The 13853-nt window shown below is 64.5% G+C and carries 13 protein-coding genes; 7 read left to right on the plus strand and 6 right to left on the minus strand.

Features of this window, described 5'->3' with window-relative positions; genetic code table 11:
- Positions 1-90: 90 nt before the first annotated feature.
- From trmA to AC2CQI_RS23925, 3 genes are all read right to left on the minus strand, one after another.
- Positions 91-1176, minus strand: coding sequence for a tRNA (uridine(54)-C5)-methyltransferase TrmA (gene trmA, locus AC2CQI_RS23915; RefSeq protein ID WP_484578080.1), 1086 nt, complete (start codon positions 1174-1176; stop codon positions 91-93).
- Entirely contained in the window at positions 1173-2468 is a 1296-nt protein-coding gene (locus AC2CQI_RS23920) for an NCS2 family permease (protein WP_075801535.1), read from the minus strand. The genes trmA and AC2CQI_RS23920 overlap by 4 nt, the downstream gene beginning before the upstream one ends.
- A 283-nt stretch (positions 2469-2751) precedes the next feature.
- Entirely contained in the window at positions 2752-3984 is a 1233-nt protein-coding gene (locus AC2CQI_RS23925) for an MFS transporter (RefSeq protein WP_484578081.1), read from the minus strand.
- Between the two features lie 379 nt (positions 3985-4363).
- On the opposite strand from AC2CQI_RS23925, the gene AC2CQI_RS23930 reads away from it, so the two are divergent.
- Genes AC2CQI_RS23930 through AC2CQI_RS23940 form a run of 3 tightly spaced genes read left to right on the plus strand, consistent with a single transcriptional unit; the run spans position 4364 to position 6983 of the window.
- Positions 4364-5803, plus strand: coding sequence for a cytochrome ubiquinol oxidase subunit I (locus AC2CQI_RS23930; RefSeq protein ID WP_484578082.1), 1440 nt, complete (start codon positions 4364-4366; stop codon positions 5801-5803).
- Between the two features lie 3 nt (positions 5804-5806).
- Positions 5807-6814, plus strand: a complete 1008-nt coding sequence (gene cydB, locus AC2CQI_RS23935) for a cytochrome d ubiquinol oxidase subunit II (protein WP_484578083.1) — start codon at positions 5807-5809, stop codon at positions 6812-6814.
- 13 nt (positions 6815-6827) lie between these two features.
- A complete protein-coding gene (locus AC2CQI_RS23940) occupies positions 6828-6983 on the plus strand; it encodes a DUF2474 domain-containing protein (protein WP_484578084.1) in 156 nt (51 codons plus the stop codon).
- 115 nt (positions 6984-7098) lie between these two features.
- Here AC2CQI_RS23940 and AC2CQI_RS23945 read toward each other — a convergent pair whose 3' ends face one another.
- Entirely contained in the window at positions 7099-8223 is a 1125-nt protein-coding gene (locus tag AC2CQI_RS23945) for a methyltransferase (RefSeq protein ID WP_484578085.1), read from the minus strand.
- Between the two features lie 84 nt (positions 8224-8307).
- Positions 8308-9012, minus strand: coding sequence for an autoinducer binding domain-containing protein (locus AC2CQI_RS23950; protein WP_075801530.1), 705 nt, complete (start codon positions 9010-9012; stop codon positions 8308-8310).
- A 248-nt stretch (positions 9013-9260) separates the two neighbouring features.
- Here AC2CQI_RS23950 and AC2CQI_RS23955 point away from each other — a divergent pair, with 248 nt between their 5' ends.
- A complete protein-coding gene (locus tag AC2CQI_RS23955) occupies positions 9261-10037 on the plus strand; it encodes a ferredoxin--NADP reductase (protein ID WP_484578086.1) in 777 nt (258 codons plus the stop codon).
- Between the two features lie 106 nt (positions 10038-10143).
- Here the strand turns inward: AC2CQI_RS23955 and mscL are convergent, their stop codons facing one another.
- Positions 10144-10557, minus strand: coding sequence for a large-conductance mechanosensitive channel protein MscL (gene mscL / locus AC2CQI_RS23960; protein ID WP_075801528.1), 414 nt, complete (start codon positions 10555-10557; stop codon positions 10144-10146).
- A 170-nt stretch (positions 10558-10727) separates the two neighbouring features.
- Here mscL and radA point away from each other — a divergent pair, with 170 nt between their 5' ends.
- The 3 genes from radA to AC2CQI_RS23975 all read left to right on the plus strand — a co-directional run bounded on the left by radA (position 10728) and on the right by AC2CQI_RS23975 (position 13755).
- Positions 10728-12098 carry a DNA repair protein RadA gene (gene radA, locus AC2CQI_RS23965; protein ID WP_075801527.1) on the plus strand — a complete coding sequence of 457 codons (1371 nt, stop codon included), beginning with the start codon at positions 10728-10730 and terminating at the stop codon, positions 12096-12098.
- An 83-nt stretch (positions 12099-12181) separates the two neighbouring features.
- Complete coding sequence (locus tag AC2CQI_RS23970) at positions 12182-12685, plus strand: RNA polymerase sigma factor (protein WP_075801526.1); 504 nt, start codon at positions 12182-12184, stop codon at positions 12683-12685.
- 68 nt (positions 12686-12753) lie between these two features.
- A complete protein-coding gene (locus AC2CQI_RS23975; protein WP_484578087.1) occupies positions 12754-13755 on the plus strand; it encodes a FecR family protein in 1002 nt (333 codons plus the stop codon).
- Positions 13756-13853: the final 98 nt, after the last annotated feature.

The raw sequence follows: 13853 nt of genomic DNA on the forward strand, positions 1-13853 counted from the left end.
GGCCTCATCGCTGGCAAGCCAGCTCCCACAGTGTCCGCGGCGCTGCAGAACCCTGTGGGAGCTGGCTTGCCAGCGATGAGGCCCGAGAGGCTAGCGCCGAACCAGCAGAACCCCACTCTCCATATGGTGGGTATACGGGAACTGGTCAAACAACGCACAGCGCTCCACCCGGTGGGTGTCATGCAATTGGGCAATGTTCGCCGCCAGCGTCTCCGGGTTGCAGGAGATGTACAGGATATTGTCGAAGCGCCGGGTCAGCTCGCAGGTATCCGGGTCCATCCCCGCACGTGGCGGATCGACGAACACGCTGCCGAACCCGTAGCTCTTCAGGTCGATCTCTTCCAGCCGGCGGAACGGCCGCACTTCATTCAGCGCTTCGGTCAGCTCTTCCGCCGACAGCCGCACCAGCCGCACGTTATCCACGGCATTGTCATCGAGGTTGTGCAGGGCCGCATTCACCGAAGTCTTGCTGATCTCGGTCGCCAGCACCTTGCGCACCCGGGTGGCCAGGGGCAGGGTGAAGTTGCCGTTGCCGCAATACAGCTCCAGCAGGTCGTCCTCGCGCTGGCCCAGGGCGTCATAGGCCCAGCCGAGCATCTTCTGGTTGACCTGGCCGTTGGGCTGGGTGAAGGCGCCTTCCGGCTGGCGATAACGGAAGGTCCGTCCCGCCACCTGCAGCTCTTCCACCGCGTAATCCCGGCCGATCACCAGGCGCTTGCCCTTGGAGCGGCCGATGATGCTTGCGCCCAGCTCGGCAGACAGCAGCCGCGCCTCGGCTTCCCACTGCTCGTCCAGCGGACGGTGGTAGCACAGGGTGACCATCGCATCGCCGGCCAGGGTGGTCAGGAACTCCACCTGGAACAGCTTGTTGCTCAGCGCCTCGCTGGCCTGCCAGGCGCTTTTCATGCGCGGCATCAGCTCATTGATGCGCTGGCTGGCGATGGGGAAATCGTCGATCAGGATCGGCGAGTTCTTTTCCCCCGGAGCGAACATCGCGTAGTGGCGCTGGCCGTCCTGGCGCCACAGGCGGAACTCGGCGCGCAGGCGGTAGTGCTCGCGCGGCGAGTCGAATACCGCCGGCTCCGGCGCGTCGAACGGCGCCAGCAGCTCGCGCAGGCGCTCGACCTTGGCCGCGAGTTGCTGGTCGTAGGTGGAAGGGTCGAAGACAGCACTCATGCGTTGAACCAGCCCAGCTTGATGACGAACAGGATGGAGAGGATCACCAGCGCCGGGTTCAGGTCCTGGCGACGGCCGGAGAGCAGCTTGATCGCGGTCCAGGAGATGAAGCCGAAGGCGATGCCGTTGGCGATCGAATAGGTCAGCGGCATGGCCAGGGCGGTGATCATCACCGGTGCGGCCTCGGTGATGTCTTCCCAGTTGATTTCAGCCAGGCCCGAAGCCATCAGCACGGCGACGAACAGCAGCGCTGGCGCCGTGGCGAAGGCCGGCACGCTACCGGCCAGCGGCGCGAAGAACAGCGCCAGGAGGAACAGGATCGCAACCACGATGGCGGTCAGGCCGGTGCGGCCGCCGGCGCTGACGCCCGCTGCCGATTCGATGTAGCTGGTGGTGGTCGAGGTACCCAGCAGCGAACCGGCCATGGCTGCGGTGCTGTCGGCGATCAGGGCGCGGCCCATCTTCGGCATGTGGCCGTCCTTGCGCATCAGGCCGGCGCGCTTGGCGACGCCGATCAGGGTGCCGGAGTTGTCGAACAGGTCGACGAACAGGAAGGCGAAGATCACGCTGACCAGGCCGACGTCCAGGGCACCCTTGATGTCCAGTTGCAGGAAGGTCGGAGCCAGCGATGGCGGCATCGACACCAGGCCGCCGAACGGCGTGACGCCGAGGGCGATGGAGGCGATGGTCACGGCGAGGATGCCGATCAGCACGGCGCCACGAACTTTCATGGCCTCCAGCGCGACGATCAGGAAGAAGCCCAGGGTGGCGAGGATCGGAGCGGGTTGCTTGAGGTCGCCCAGGCCCACCAGGGTCGCCGGGTTATCGACGACGATGCCTGCGTTATGCAGGGCGATCAGCGCCAGGAACAGGCCGATACCGGCAGCGATGGCCGAGCGCAGCGGCAGCGGGATGCTGTTCACGATCCACTCGCGGATGCGGAAGATCGACAACAGGAAGAACAGCACCGCCGAAATGAATACCGCCCCCAGCGCCACTTGCCAGGTGTGGCCCATGTGCAGGACCACGGTGTAGGTGAAGAAGGCGTTCAGGCCCATGCCCGGCGCCAGGGCGATCGGGTAGTTGGCGATGATGCCCATGGTCACGGAGCCGATGGCCGCCGCCAGGCAGGTGGCGACGAACAGCGCGCCCTTGTCCATGCCGGTCTCGCCGAGGATGCTCGGGTTGACGAAGAGAATGTAGGCCATGGCCAGGAACGTGGTCACGCCCGCCAGGATCTCGGTCCGCACATTGGTGTCGTGTGCTTTCAGTTGAAACAGCCTTTCCAGCATGTCCTGCTCCCCGTGGCGCGCCCGCGCCGAAAATTGTCGGTCCGGTCAGGAAAGCACAAAGCGTACCGCTTGGCGCTGTTTCGACCGGGCCGGAAAAAAGCCGCGCATCATACCAGCATGGCTGGCAGAGGGTAATGCGTCCAACGGGCAGGGCAGAAGAGAACACCTTGGCCCCTGTGGGAGCTGGCTTGCCAGCGATGAGGCCGGCAAGGGCAATGATGTTGTCAGGTCGGGCCCTATCGCTGGCAAGCCAGCTCCCACAGGGTTTTGCAGGGTCCTTAAGTCAGCTGTCCGACCGCCGGCTATGCATATGATCCCGCCCCGCCAGCGTCGGGAACAGCTTGATCCACACCCCGGTCACCACCAGCGTGCCGACTCCGCCCAGTACCACTGCTGGCACCGTGCCGAACCAGTGCGCCGTCACCCCGGACTCGAATTCGCCCAACTGGTTCGAAGCCCCGATGAACAAGCCGTTCACCGCACTGACCCGCCCGCGCATCTCGTCCGGCGTCTCCAGTTGCACAAAGGCGCCGCGGATCACCATGCTGATCATGTCCGCCGCGCCCAGCACCGCCAGTACCGCCAGGGAGAACCAGAACGAGGTGGACAGGCCGAAGGCGATGGTCGCCACGCCGAATATCCCCACCGCGGTGAACATCACCCGCCCGACCTTGCGCTCCACCGGGAAGCGCGCCAGCCACAGCGACATCAGCAACGCCCCCACCGCCGGCGCCGAGCGCAGCAGGCCCAGGCCCCAGGCGCCGGTGAGCAGGATGTCCTTGGCGAACACCGGCAGCAGCGCGGTGGCACCGCCCAGCAGCACGGCGAACAGGTCGAGGGAGATCGCCCCGAGGATGTCCGGGCGGCTGCGGATAAAGCGGATCCCCGCCATCAACGACTCGAGGCTGGCGCGGCCCTGGGCCAGCGGGGTCTGCCGCGACGTCAGGCTCAGGGTCAGGCAGCAGGCGATCACGTACAGGCACACGGTCGGGCCGTATACCCAGACACTGCCGAAGGCATAGAGAAACCCGCCCAGTGCCGGCGCGACGATGGTCGCCGACTGCATTGCCGAGGCCGAGGCCGCTACTGCCCGGGGGAACAGCTGCGAAGGCACCACGTTGGGCAGCAGCGCCTGGGTCGCCGGCATCTCGAAGGAGCGCGCCGCACCAAGGAGGAAGGCGAGGATGAAGATCAGCTCACGGGTCACCGCATCCGTGCTGCTGGCCACCGCCAGGGACAGGGCGATCAACGCCTGCAGGCTTTGGCACAGCGCGGCCACGCGGCGCCGGTCATAGCGGTCGGCGACATGCCCGGTGTGCAGCATGAACAGCACCCGCGGGGCGAACTCCACCAGGCCGACCAGGCCGAGGTCGAGCACGTTGCCGGTCAGTTGATAGAGGTGCCAGCCGATGGCCACGGTGAGCATCTGGAAGCCGCTGGCGGTAAACACCCGGGCCAGCCAGAAGGACAGGAAAGGACGGTGATGACGCAACAACAACGGAGCCTGGGCAGACATCGAGGGCGGGGTCTTCATTCTGGGGAGGGGTGGTGCAGCGTAACACCAGGCTGTAACAAAAGGTTGCAGGAAACATGAAAACCCGTGCGGTCAGCGCACCGATTGCCGCTTTCGTAAAGGGGGTGGGGCAACCGGTCACGCGGCAAACAACCACAGAACCGCGTGGGACTTTCGGGACTATCCTTTCTCCCTGACGTTGATCTGTATCAATACTTGTATTTGCAACGATTGATCATCGGCGCCAGGCCATCAGGCCGCCAATCCCTGCGGTGGGAAATCAAACAGAACAATTCCAACGGGTCGCACTCCACCACCAAGGGGGCAAGTTGGCGTCAAGGCAACGGACCCTGACGCCGGTTTACCTGACAGAGGAAGCACCATGTTCGGATCAGAGGCACTCGATCTCGCCCGAATGCAGTTTGCGTTCACCATTTCCTTTCACATCATTTTCCCTGCCATCACCATCGGCCTCGCCAGCTATCTTGCGGTGCTCGAAGGCCTGTGGCTGAAAACCAACGAAGCGGTCTACCGCGACCTCTACCATTTCTGGTCGAAGATCTTTGCCGTGAACTTCGGCATGGGGGTGGTCTCCGGGCTGGTCATGGCCTACCAGTTCGGCACCAACTGGAGCCGCTTCTCCGATTTCGCCGGCGCGGTGACCGGCCCCTTGCTGACCTACGAGGTGCTCACCGCGTTCTTCCTCGAAGCCGGCTTCCTCGGCGTCATGCTCTTCGGCTGGAACCGCGTGGGCCGCGGCCTGCACTTCTTCTCCACGGTGATGGTGGCCCTCGGCACGCTGGTCTCGACCTTCTGGATCCTCGCCTCCAACAGCTGGATGCAGACGCCCCAGGGCTTCGAGATCATCGACGGCCGGGTGATCCCGACGGACTGGCTGGCGGTGATCTTCAACCCGTCCTTCCCCTATCGCCTGATGCACATGGCCACGGCGGCCTTCGTCGCCACCGCCTTCTTCGTCGGCGCCTCGGCGGCCTGGCACCTGCTGCGCGGGCGCGACAACCCGGCGATCCGCAAGATGCTCTCGATGGCCATGTGGATGGCCCTGATCGTTGCGCCGATCCAGGCGGTGATCGGTGACTTCCACGGCCTCAACACCCTCAAGCACCAGCCGGTGAAAATCGCCGCTATCGAAGGCCACTGGGAAAACGTCGGCAACGAACCGACCCCGCTGATCCTCTTCGGCATCCCCGACATGAAGGCCGAGACCACGCACTTCAAACTGGAGATACCGGCCCTCGGCAGCCTGATCCTGACCCACAGCCTGGACAAGCAGGTCCCGGCGATGAAGGACTTCCCGCCCGAGGACCGGCCCAATTCCACCGTGGTGTTCTGGTCGTTCCGCATCATGGTCGGGCTGGGCATGCTGATGATCTTCGTCGGCCTGTGGAGCCTGTGGCTGCGCAAGCGCGGCACCCTGTACAGCTCGCGGCCGTTCCTGCACCTGGCCCTGTGGATGGGGCCGTCCGGGCTGATCGCCATTCTTGCCGGCTGGTTCACCACCGAAGTGGGACGCCAGCCGTGGGTGGTCTACGGCCTGATGCGTACGGCAGACGGCGCGTCCAACCACAGCTACGCCCAGCTCGGCTTCACCTTGATCATGTTCGTGGTGGTGTACTTCGCCCTGTTCGGCGCGGGCCTGGGCTACATGATGCGCCTGGTGCGCAAGGGGCCGAAGACTGGCGAAGGCGACGAGGTCAACCCGGGTGGTCCTGGCCAGCCACGCACTCCGGCACGGCCCATGTCCGCGGCCAAGGACGATCACGACACTGGCGACGTCAGTCTGAACAAAGAAGGACACTGAATCATGGGAATCGATCTTCCGCTGATCTGGGCCGTGATCATCATCTTCGGGGTGATGATGTACGTGGTCATGGACGGTTTCGACCTGGGCATCGGCATCCTCTTCCCCTTCGTCAAGGGCGAGCAGGACCGTGACGTGATGATGAACACCGTGGCGCCGGTCTGGGACGGCAACGAGACCTGGCTGGTGCTTGGCGGCGCGGGGCTGTTCGGCGCCTTCCCGCTGGCCTACTCGGTGGTGCTCTCGGCGCTGTACCTGCCGCTGATGCTGATGCTGATCGGGCTGATCTTCCGCGGCGTGGCCTTCGAGTTCCGCTTCAAGGCCAAGGCCGACAAACGTCATCTCTGGGACAAGGCGTTCATCTGGGGCTCATTGACCGCCACCTTCTTCCAGGGTGTGGCCCTGGGCGCGTTCATCGAGGGCTTCAAGGTGGTCGACCGCCAGTACGCCGGCGGCACGCTGGACTGGCTCACGCCGTTCAGTCTGTTCAGCGGGCTGGGCCTGATCGTCGCCTACGCGTTGCTTGGCTGCACCTGGCTGATCATGAAGACCGAGGGCAAGCTCCAGGAGCAGATGCACAACCTCGGCCGGCCGCTGGCGCTGGTGTTGTTGCTGGTGATCGGCATCGTCAGCCTGTGGACGCCGCTGGCCTACCCGCAGATCGGCGAACGCTGGTTCAGCATGCCCAACCTGTTCTGGTTCATGCCGGTCCCGCTGCTGGTGCTGGTGACTTTCTACGGGTTGCTCCAGGCGGTGAAACGCAATGCCCACTACACGCCGTTCCTGCTGACCCTGGTGCTGATCTTCCTCGGCTACAGCGGCTTGGGCATCAGCCTGTGGCCGAACATCATCCCGCCGTCCATCTCGATCTGGGATGCCGCCGCGCCGCCGCAGAGCCAGGGCTTCATGCTGGTGGGGACGCTGTTCATCCTGCCGTTCATCCTTGGCTACACCTTCTGGAGCTACTACGTGTTCCGCGGCAAGGTGACCCACGAACATGGCTATCACTAGGAGGGTTCAGCGCATGACGGGCAAGGACACTTTCGAGCCGGAGAAAAAGCCGCTGTGGCAACGGCTGGGCTGGCTGGCGCTGATCTGGGCGCTGAGCGTGGCCAGCCTGGCGGTGGTGGCGTGGTTGATGCGGATGTTCATGAGTGCGGCGGGGCTGAGTACCCACTGACCTTGTGTTGTTGCTGATGGCCTCATCGCTGGCAAGCCAGCTCCCACAGGTTTAGCGGTGCACGCGATCCTTGTGGGAGCTGGCTTGCCAGCGATAGGGCCAGTAAGACCACCGCCTATTTCCGGGCTTTCAGCACCACGAACTTCGGCGTCGCCGCCACCTGTTCCACACCCCGGAACAGTCGCGCCAGCTTGGTGTGATAACCCAGGTGCCGGTTCCCGACGATATACAGCGCCCCACCGACCACCAGTGCCTCCCGCGCCTGCTGGAACATGCGCCAGGCCAGGAAGTCGCCGACCACCTGCTGCTGGTGGAACGGCGGGTTGCACAGCACCACGTCCAGCGATTGCTCCGCCTGCCCGGCCAGCCCGTCGGCAGCCCGCACTTCGACCTCGCGCTCGCCCAGCGCCGCCCGCCAGTTCTCCGCCGCCGACTGCACCGCCATGTACGACTCGTCCACCAGGGTGTATTGCGCCTGCGGATTGTCCAGCGCACTGGCGATCGCCAACACACCGTTGCCACAACCCAGGTCCGCCACCCGTGCGCTGCCCAGGTTGCGCGGCAGGTGGGGGAGGAATGCGCGCGTGCCGATATCCAGCCCTTCACGGCAGAACACGTTGGCATGGTTGACCAGCTCCAGCGCCGGTTTGTCCAGCCGGTAACGGGTCGGGTAAGGCGATACGGCGAGAGGCTTGTCCTCGAAGGTGGCGACCAGCAAGCGCGCCTTTTTCTGCGCCAGGGACGCCTGCATCGGCCCGATGTATTGCTCCAGCAAGTCACCGGCTGCCCGCGGCAGGTGCTTGATCATCGCGCCGGCGACCACCTTGGCGCCGGGCGCCAGATGCCCGTGCAGGCGGATCAGTTGTTCCTCCAGCAGCGCCAGGGTCTTCGGCACCCGCACCAGCACATGGTCGAACGGCCCTTGCCAGGCCTCGCTGGCCGGGACGAAGGTCACGCCGTCCCAGGGTTGGTCGTTGCGCGGCAGGTTCTTTTCCAGGCCGAGGCGGGCGAGGAAGGAGTCGCCGCTGCTGGTCACCGTGAACTGCCCGCGCAGGCTGATCGCCAGGCCGCCGAAGCTGTCGTTGAGCACCAATACCCGCGCGCCGGCGGGCAGACCCTGGGCGGCCAGATGCTCAAGCAGGTATTCGTCCGCAGCATCGAAGGCCTGCAGTGGATCGTTTGCGTATTCGGGCTGGCGGATCAGGTCGAGTGTGGCGAAGGGGCTGGTCAGCAAAGGCATGGTACGAGGCTCTGGGGCATGGGTGGCACTGCGCGGCAGTGACAGACAGGCGCCGATTCTACAGGGCTTTGCCGCGTCGCGGGGTCAGAGCAGGCCGTGCATGGCGGCGATGGCCACGGCGCCGGCCTTGTTGTTGGCGTGCATCTTGGTGATCACGCTGCGGATATGGAAGTTCACCGTGCTCTGCGACAGGGTCAGGATGCAGGCGATATCGGAGGCCGTCTTGCCGGCGGCCGACCATTTCAGCACCTCGCGCTCGCGGTCGGACAGACCGAAGCCGTTGGGTTGCAGCGGGTTGATCCGCTCGACCATCACCGTGTGCATGACATTGCACAACCACAGGGCCTGGCCGGTCTTGTCATAAAACTCGCCGATGTCGATGCTGCCGGTGCTGCGTACCAGGCTCAGCACGCTGTTGTTGCCGCGGATATCGTGGGCCGCCTGGCTCCAGCCATGACTCAGGCCGTGGGCCCGGGCATCCTCGCGCAGTTGCGGCGTTTCGCTGAACACCGCGTCCTCCCAGAGCAGGGGGATCAGCGAGTGGCGGCAGTGCTGGAAGGTCGGGTCCTGGGCGAGGTAGTTGCTGGCCTGGTAATGGGCGTTCCATTCGGCGGAGTAGTTGTTGAACATGATGATCTGCGGGGTCATCCCCGTGGCCTGGCTTTGTACCACCAGGCTCAGGTACTCCATGTCCAGTTGCTGCGCCAAAGACAGGGCGGATTCGAAGATGCGCTCGGGGTCCTGTTCGGCGATCAGGCTTTCGAGCTGCTCCTGCTTCCAATGCGGCATTTGCGTGTTGCTCCCTGTACATGGATCCAAGTTAGCGATTGACGTCTGCTGAGTATAGGAATTGTCCTACACGGTATTTGGTTTTTTTCGCTATAACTTGACTCAGATCATGGTCGGCAACGCTCAGTTCGGGTAAACGCGATGTGTATGCATTTCGCTCCGCAAACACGGCATGCCACTACAAACCGGTGGTGTTTATTCCCACGGCTTTGGGCGAAACTGGGCGCACCTGATTTGTGGAGCGAACCATGACTGCCAGCGCGGAGAAATACACCCGCCAAACCCTGCTCGACGTCCAGCCGCTGACCCCCAGCCTGTTCAGCCTGCGCACCACCCGCGATGCCGGTTTCCGTTTCCGCGCCGGCCAGTTCGCCCGCCTGGGCGTGAGCAAGGCAGATGGCAGCGTGGTCTGGCGGGCTTATTCGATGGTGTCGTCGCCGTTCGACGAACACCTGGATTTCTATTCCATCGTCGTTCCGGGTGGTGAGTTCACCAGCGAACTGAGCCGCCTGCGCGAGGGCGACGAATTGCTGATCGACCGCCAGGCGTTCGGCTACCTGACCCTCGATCGCTTTGTCGACGGTCGTGATCTGTGGTTGCTGGCCACCGGGACCGGGATCGCGCCGTTCCTGTCGATCCTCCAGGACTTCGAAGCCTGGGAGCGGTTCGAGACGATCAAGCTGGTGTATTCGGTGCGTGAAGCCCGTGAGCTGGCCTACCTGGATTTGATTGCCGGGCTGGAGCAGCGCGAGTACCTGGCGGAATATGCCGGCAAGTTGCAGTTCATTCCGGTGGTGACCCGCGAGGAGCATCCGGGGGCGCTGAACGGACGGATCACTACGCTGATCGAGAATGGCGAGCTGGAGCGGGCTGCAGGGCTGGAGCTGATTCCCGAGCATTCGCGGGTGATGCTGTGTGGCAATCCGCAGATGATCGACGACACCCGGCAGGTGCTCAAGGCGCGGGGGCTGAACCTGAGCCTGAGCCGGCGGCCGGGGCAGGTGGCGGTCGAAACCTATTGGTAACTGCCTTGCGCAGGACCCTGTGGGAGCTGGCTTGCCAGCGATTGCAATGGTGAATTCACTACCGCTATCGCTGGCAAGCCAGCTCCCACAGGTATCGTGCAAGCCTTCAGGGCTTGTTGTTCTGAGCCTTGAGCAAATCCCGGATCTCGGTCAGCAAGGTCTCCTGCGGCGTCGGCGCAGGCGGCACCGACGGCGCAACCGCCTCTTCACGCTTCAACCGGTTGATCGCCTTCACCCCCATGAAGATCGCGAACGCCACGATCAGGAAGTCCACCACCGTCTGGATGAACTTGCCGTAGGCCATTACCACCGCCGGCGTATCCCCTTGCGCCGCTTTCAGGGTGATCGCCAGGTCACTGAAATCCACTCCGCCAATCAACAGGCCCAGGGGTGGCATCACCACGTCGCCGACGAAAGATGAAACGATTTTGCCGAAGGCGGCGCCGATGATGATACCGACGGCCATGTCGACGACATTGCCCTTGACCGCAAAGGCTTTGAATTCACTGATCATGCCCATGGTTTATTCCTTGTAACAATTGAAGGTGGGTCGACGCAGTGTAATTCAGCGAAGCGCTTCATGCGTTGCGTCGATTACAAATGACCCCGCTGATAGCCAATGGTTTGCTTGCGATTGGCACCCGTCCCGGCGCGGCGGCTATCATGGCGACTTTTTCCAGGAGATTGCCCATGGCCAAGGCCAAGCGCTTGTACGGCTGCACCGAGTGCGGTGCGACCTTCCCGAAGTGGGCCGGCCAATGCAGTGAATGCGGCGCCTGGAACACCCTGACCGAGACCATGATCGAGAGTGGCGGCGCTGCAGCGCCCAGCGGCCGCACCGGCTGGGCCGGGCAACAGGCGCAGATCAAGACCCTGGCCGAAGTCTCCATCGAGGAGATCCCGCGCTTCTCCACCGCCAGCGCCGAACTCGACCGGGTGCTCGGCGGCGGCCTGGTGGACGGTTCGGTGGTGCTGATCGGCGGCGACCCCGGGATCGGCAAGTCGACCATCCTCCTGCAGACCCTTTGCCATATCGCCGCGCGCATGCCGGCGCTGTACGTCACCGGCGAAGAGTCCCAGCAGCAGGTGGCCATGCGCGGCCGGCGTCTGGGCCTGCCGCTGGACCAGTTGCGGGTGATGACCGAGACCTGCATCGAAAGCATCATTGCCACCGCCCGCAGCGAAAAACCCAAGGTCATGGTGATCGACTCGATCCAGACCATCTTCACCGAGCAACTGCAATCGGCGCCCGGCGGCGTTGCCCAGGTGCGTGAAAGCGCGGCGCTGCTGGTGCGCTACGCCAAGCAGAGCGGCACGGCGATCTTCCTGGTCGGCCACGTGACCAAGGAAGGCGCCCTGGCCGGCCCGCGGGTGCTGGAGCATATGGTCGACACCGTGCTGTATTTCGAGGGCGAATCCGACGGCCGCCTGCGCCTGCTGCGGGCGGTGAAGAACCGCTTCGGCGCGGTCAACGAACTGGGCGTGTTCGGCATGACCGACCGTGGCCTGAAGGAAGTCTCCAACCCTTCGGCGATCTTTCTCACCCGCACCCAGGACGAAGTTCCGGGTAGCGTGGTCATGGCGACCTGGGAAGGCACCCGGCCGATGCTGGTGGAAGTCCAGGCCCTGGTGGACGACAGCCATCTCGCCAACCCGCGCCGGGTGACCCTCGGCCTCGACCAGAACCGCCTGGCCATGCTGCTGGCGGTCCTGCACCGGCATGGCGGGATTCCTACCCACGACCAGGACGTGTTCCTCAACGTGGTCGGTGGGGTCAAGGTGCTGGAGACCGCGTCCGACCTGGCGCTGATCGCGGCCGTGATGTCCAGCCTGCGCAACAGGCCGCTGTCCCAGGGCTTGCTGGTGTTCGGCGAGATCGGCCTGTCGGGCGAGGTGCGTCCGGTGCCGAGCGGCCAGGAGCGCCTGAAGGAAGCGGCCAAGCACGGCTTCAAGCGCGCCATCGTGCCCAAGGGCAATGCGCCGAAGGAAGCGCCGGCGGGCCTTCAGGTGATCGCGGTCACCCGCCTGGAACAGGCCCTCGACGCACTCTTCGAGGAATAGGACGGGCGGCGCGGACTTCTTGCAAGTGATTCTCACTAACGAGTAGCATGGCGCCTCCCTTCCGATAGCCTCCTGGAGTTCGCGTGGCGGAGTCCGACCTCAAGCGCCTGTTCCTCAAGCACGCGAAAAGCCTGCAGGGCCTGCTCACGCGCAAGGTGCGCGATCCGCAGTTGGCGGCCGACCTGGTGCAGGAAAGTTTCCTGCGCCTGGCGGAGCAGCAGTCCGTCGAGCGTATCGACAATACGCCGGCCTACCTTTACCGCACGGCGCACAACCTGATGATCGACCACTTGCGCCAGCAACAGCGGCGCAAGACCGATCTGGTACCGCATGAAGCCCTCGAAGGCATCGTCGAAGACAGCCCCGGCCTTGAAGACAGCACCGCCGCCGAGCAGCATATGCGCCGCCTGCGCGCGGCAATGAACGAACTGCCGCCGCGGACCCGGGAGATCTTCCGACTCAACCGCCTCGAAGGGCTGACCCACGCCGAGGTCGCCCGGCGCCTGGAAATCTCCGACAGCTCGGTGCAGAAGCATCTGTCCAAGGCCCTGGCCTATGTCATGCAGTGTCTGCAGGAACCGGGATGACGAACGGTTTACTGGGAAATGCGCCTTCAGACGTCAGCCCTTACATAAGCAGAATTCGAGAGAACCGTGTGAGCAGCCAGATCCCGCCAGAGCAAGCAATTCGCGAGCAGGCCGCCGAGTGGGCGGTATTGCTGGATGCCGGGTGCCTGAGTCCCGGACAGATGCAGGCCTTGGCTGAATGGCGTGAGTGCGATCCGCGTCATGAACGGGCGTTGGCGTTCGCCCGGGCGACCTGGGCCGATCTTGGACGCCTGGGGTATCTGGATGAGCCGCAGCCGGTGCCTGTGGCGTTGCCTGAAGTGCCAAGACCGATTGGCGGTCGGCGTCGGCGGTCGCGCCTGCGCTGGGTGGCGAGCACGGCGGCCATGTTGCTGGTGGCGGTATTCGCCGTGGATCGTGGGCCGGAAATCGTCCAGCGTCTGAATGCCGACTATGTCACCAGCCGCGGGGAGATCCGCCAGGTCATCCTGCCCGACGGCAGCAAGGTCGAGCTCGACAGTGGCAGTGCCATCAGCCTTGCCTACAGCGATAGCGAGCGGCGTGTGCGGCTGTTGTCCGGGGATGCGGTGTTTGATGCGGCGCCAGTCGCTGGCAAGGAGACGCGGCCTTTCGTCGTCGAATACGCCGGGGCGACCACCCGGGCGCTGGGCACGCGTTTCGTGGTTGGCGGTGAAGGGCAGGGTGGCTGGGTCGGGATGCTCGAGCACAGTACCCGGGTCAGCCTGATCGAGCCGCCGGCCAGCGGGGTCGCCGAGCGGGTGCTGGAGGAGGGGCAGAGCCTGCGCTATGACCCGCAGCACGGTATTCGTGCCTGGCCGGAGCAGGACCCGCGGCGCGCCAGTGCCTGGCAGCGCGGGCTGCTGATCTTCGAACGCGAGCCGCTGGCGCAGGTGGCGGAGCAGATCAACCGCTATCGCGGCGGTCATGTACTCATCACTGATTCGGCGCTGGCGCGGCGCGAGGTCAGCGGGATGTTCCGCCTGGACAACCTGGACCAGGCGCTGGTGATGCTGACCGATGAGCTGAAGGTGAAGCGGGTCGATTTGCCTGGGCTGACCTTGATCTACTGATTCTTCTTCGTTGCTCTCCCGGGCCTCATCGCTGGCAAGCCAGCTCCCACAGGTTATGCGAACCCTGTGGGAGCTGGCTTGCCAGCGATAGGGCCCTC

The organism is Pseudomonas sp. P2S-1, assembly GCF_057197725.1.

What these genes read in the sequence shown, in the direction of transcription:
- AC2CQI_RS23925 (WP_484578081.1), bottom strand. Translation starts at nt 3,984, where the DNA reads ATGTCTGCCCAGGCTCCGTTGTTGTTGCGTCATCACCGTCCTTTCCTG.
- AC2CQI_RS23920 (WP_075801535.1), bottom strand. Translation starts at nt 2,468, where the DNA reads ATGCTGGAAAGGCTGTTTCAACTGAAAGCACACGACACCAATGTGCGG.
- AC2CQI_RS23930 (WP_484578082.1), top strand. Translation starts at nt 4,364, where the DNA reads ATGTTCGGATCAGAGGCACTCGATCTCGCCCGAATGCAGTTTGCGTTC.
- AC2CQI_RS23940 (WP_484578084.1), top strand. Translation starts at nt 6,828, where the DNA reads ATGACGGGCAAGGACACTTTCGAGCCGGAGAAAAAGCCGCTGTGGCAA.
- AC2CQI_RS23945 (WP_484578085.1), bottom strand. Translation starts at nt 8,223, where the DNA reads ATGCCTTTGCTGACCAGCCCCTTCGCCACACTCGACCTGATCCGCCAG.
- mscL (WP_075801528.1), bottom strand. Translation starts at nt 10,557, where the DNA reads ATGGGCATGATCAGTGAATTCAAAGCCTTTGCGGTCAAGGGCAATGTC.
- AC2CQI_RS23950 (WP_075801530.1), bottom strand. Translation starts at nt 9,012, where the DNA reads ATGCCGCATTGGAAGCAGGAGCAGCTCGAAAGCCTGATCGCCGAACAG.
- radA (WP_075801527.1), top strand. Translation starts at nt 10,728, where the DNA reads ATGGCCAAGGCCAAGCGCTTGTACGGCTGCACCGAGTGCGGTGCGACC.
- AC2CQI_RS23955 (WP_484578086.1), top strand. Translation starts at nt 9,261, where the DNA reads ATGACTGCCAGCGCGGAGAAATACACCCGCCAAACCCTGCTCGACGTC.
- cydB (WP_484578083.1), top strand. Translation starts at nt 5,807, where the DNA reads ATGGGAATCGATCTTCCGCTGATCTGGGCCGTGATCATCATCTTCGGG.
- trmA (WP_484578080.1), bottom strand. Translation starts at nt 1,176, where the DNA reads ATGAGTGCTGTCTTCGACCCTTCCACCTACGACCAGCAACTCGCGGCC.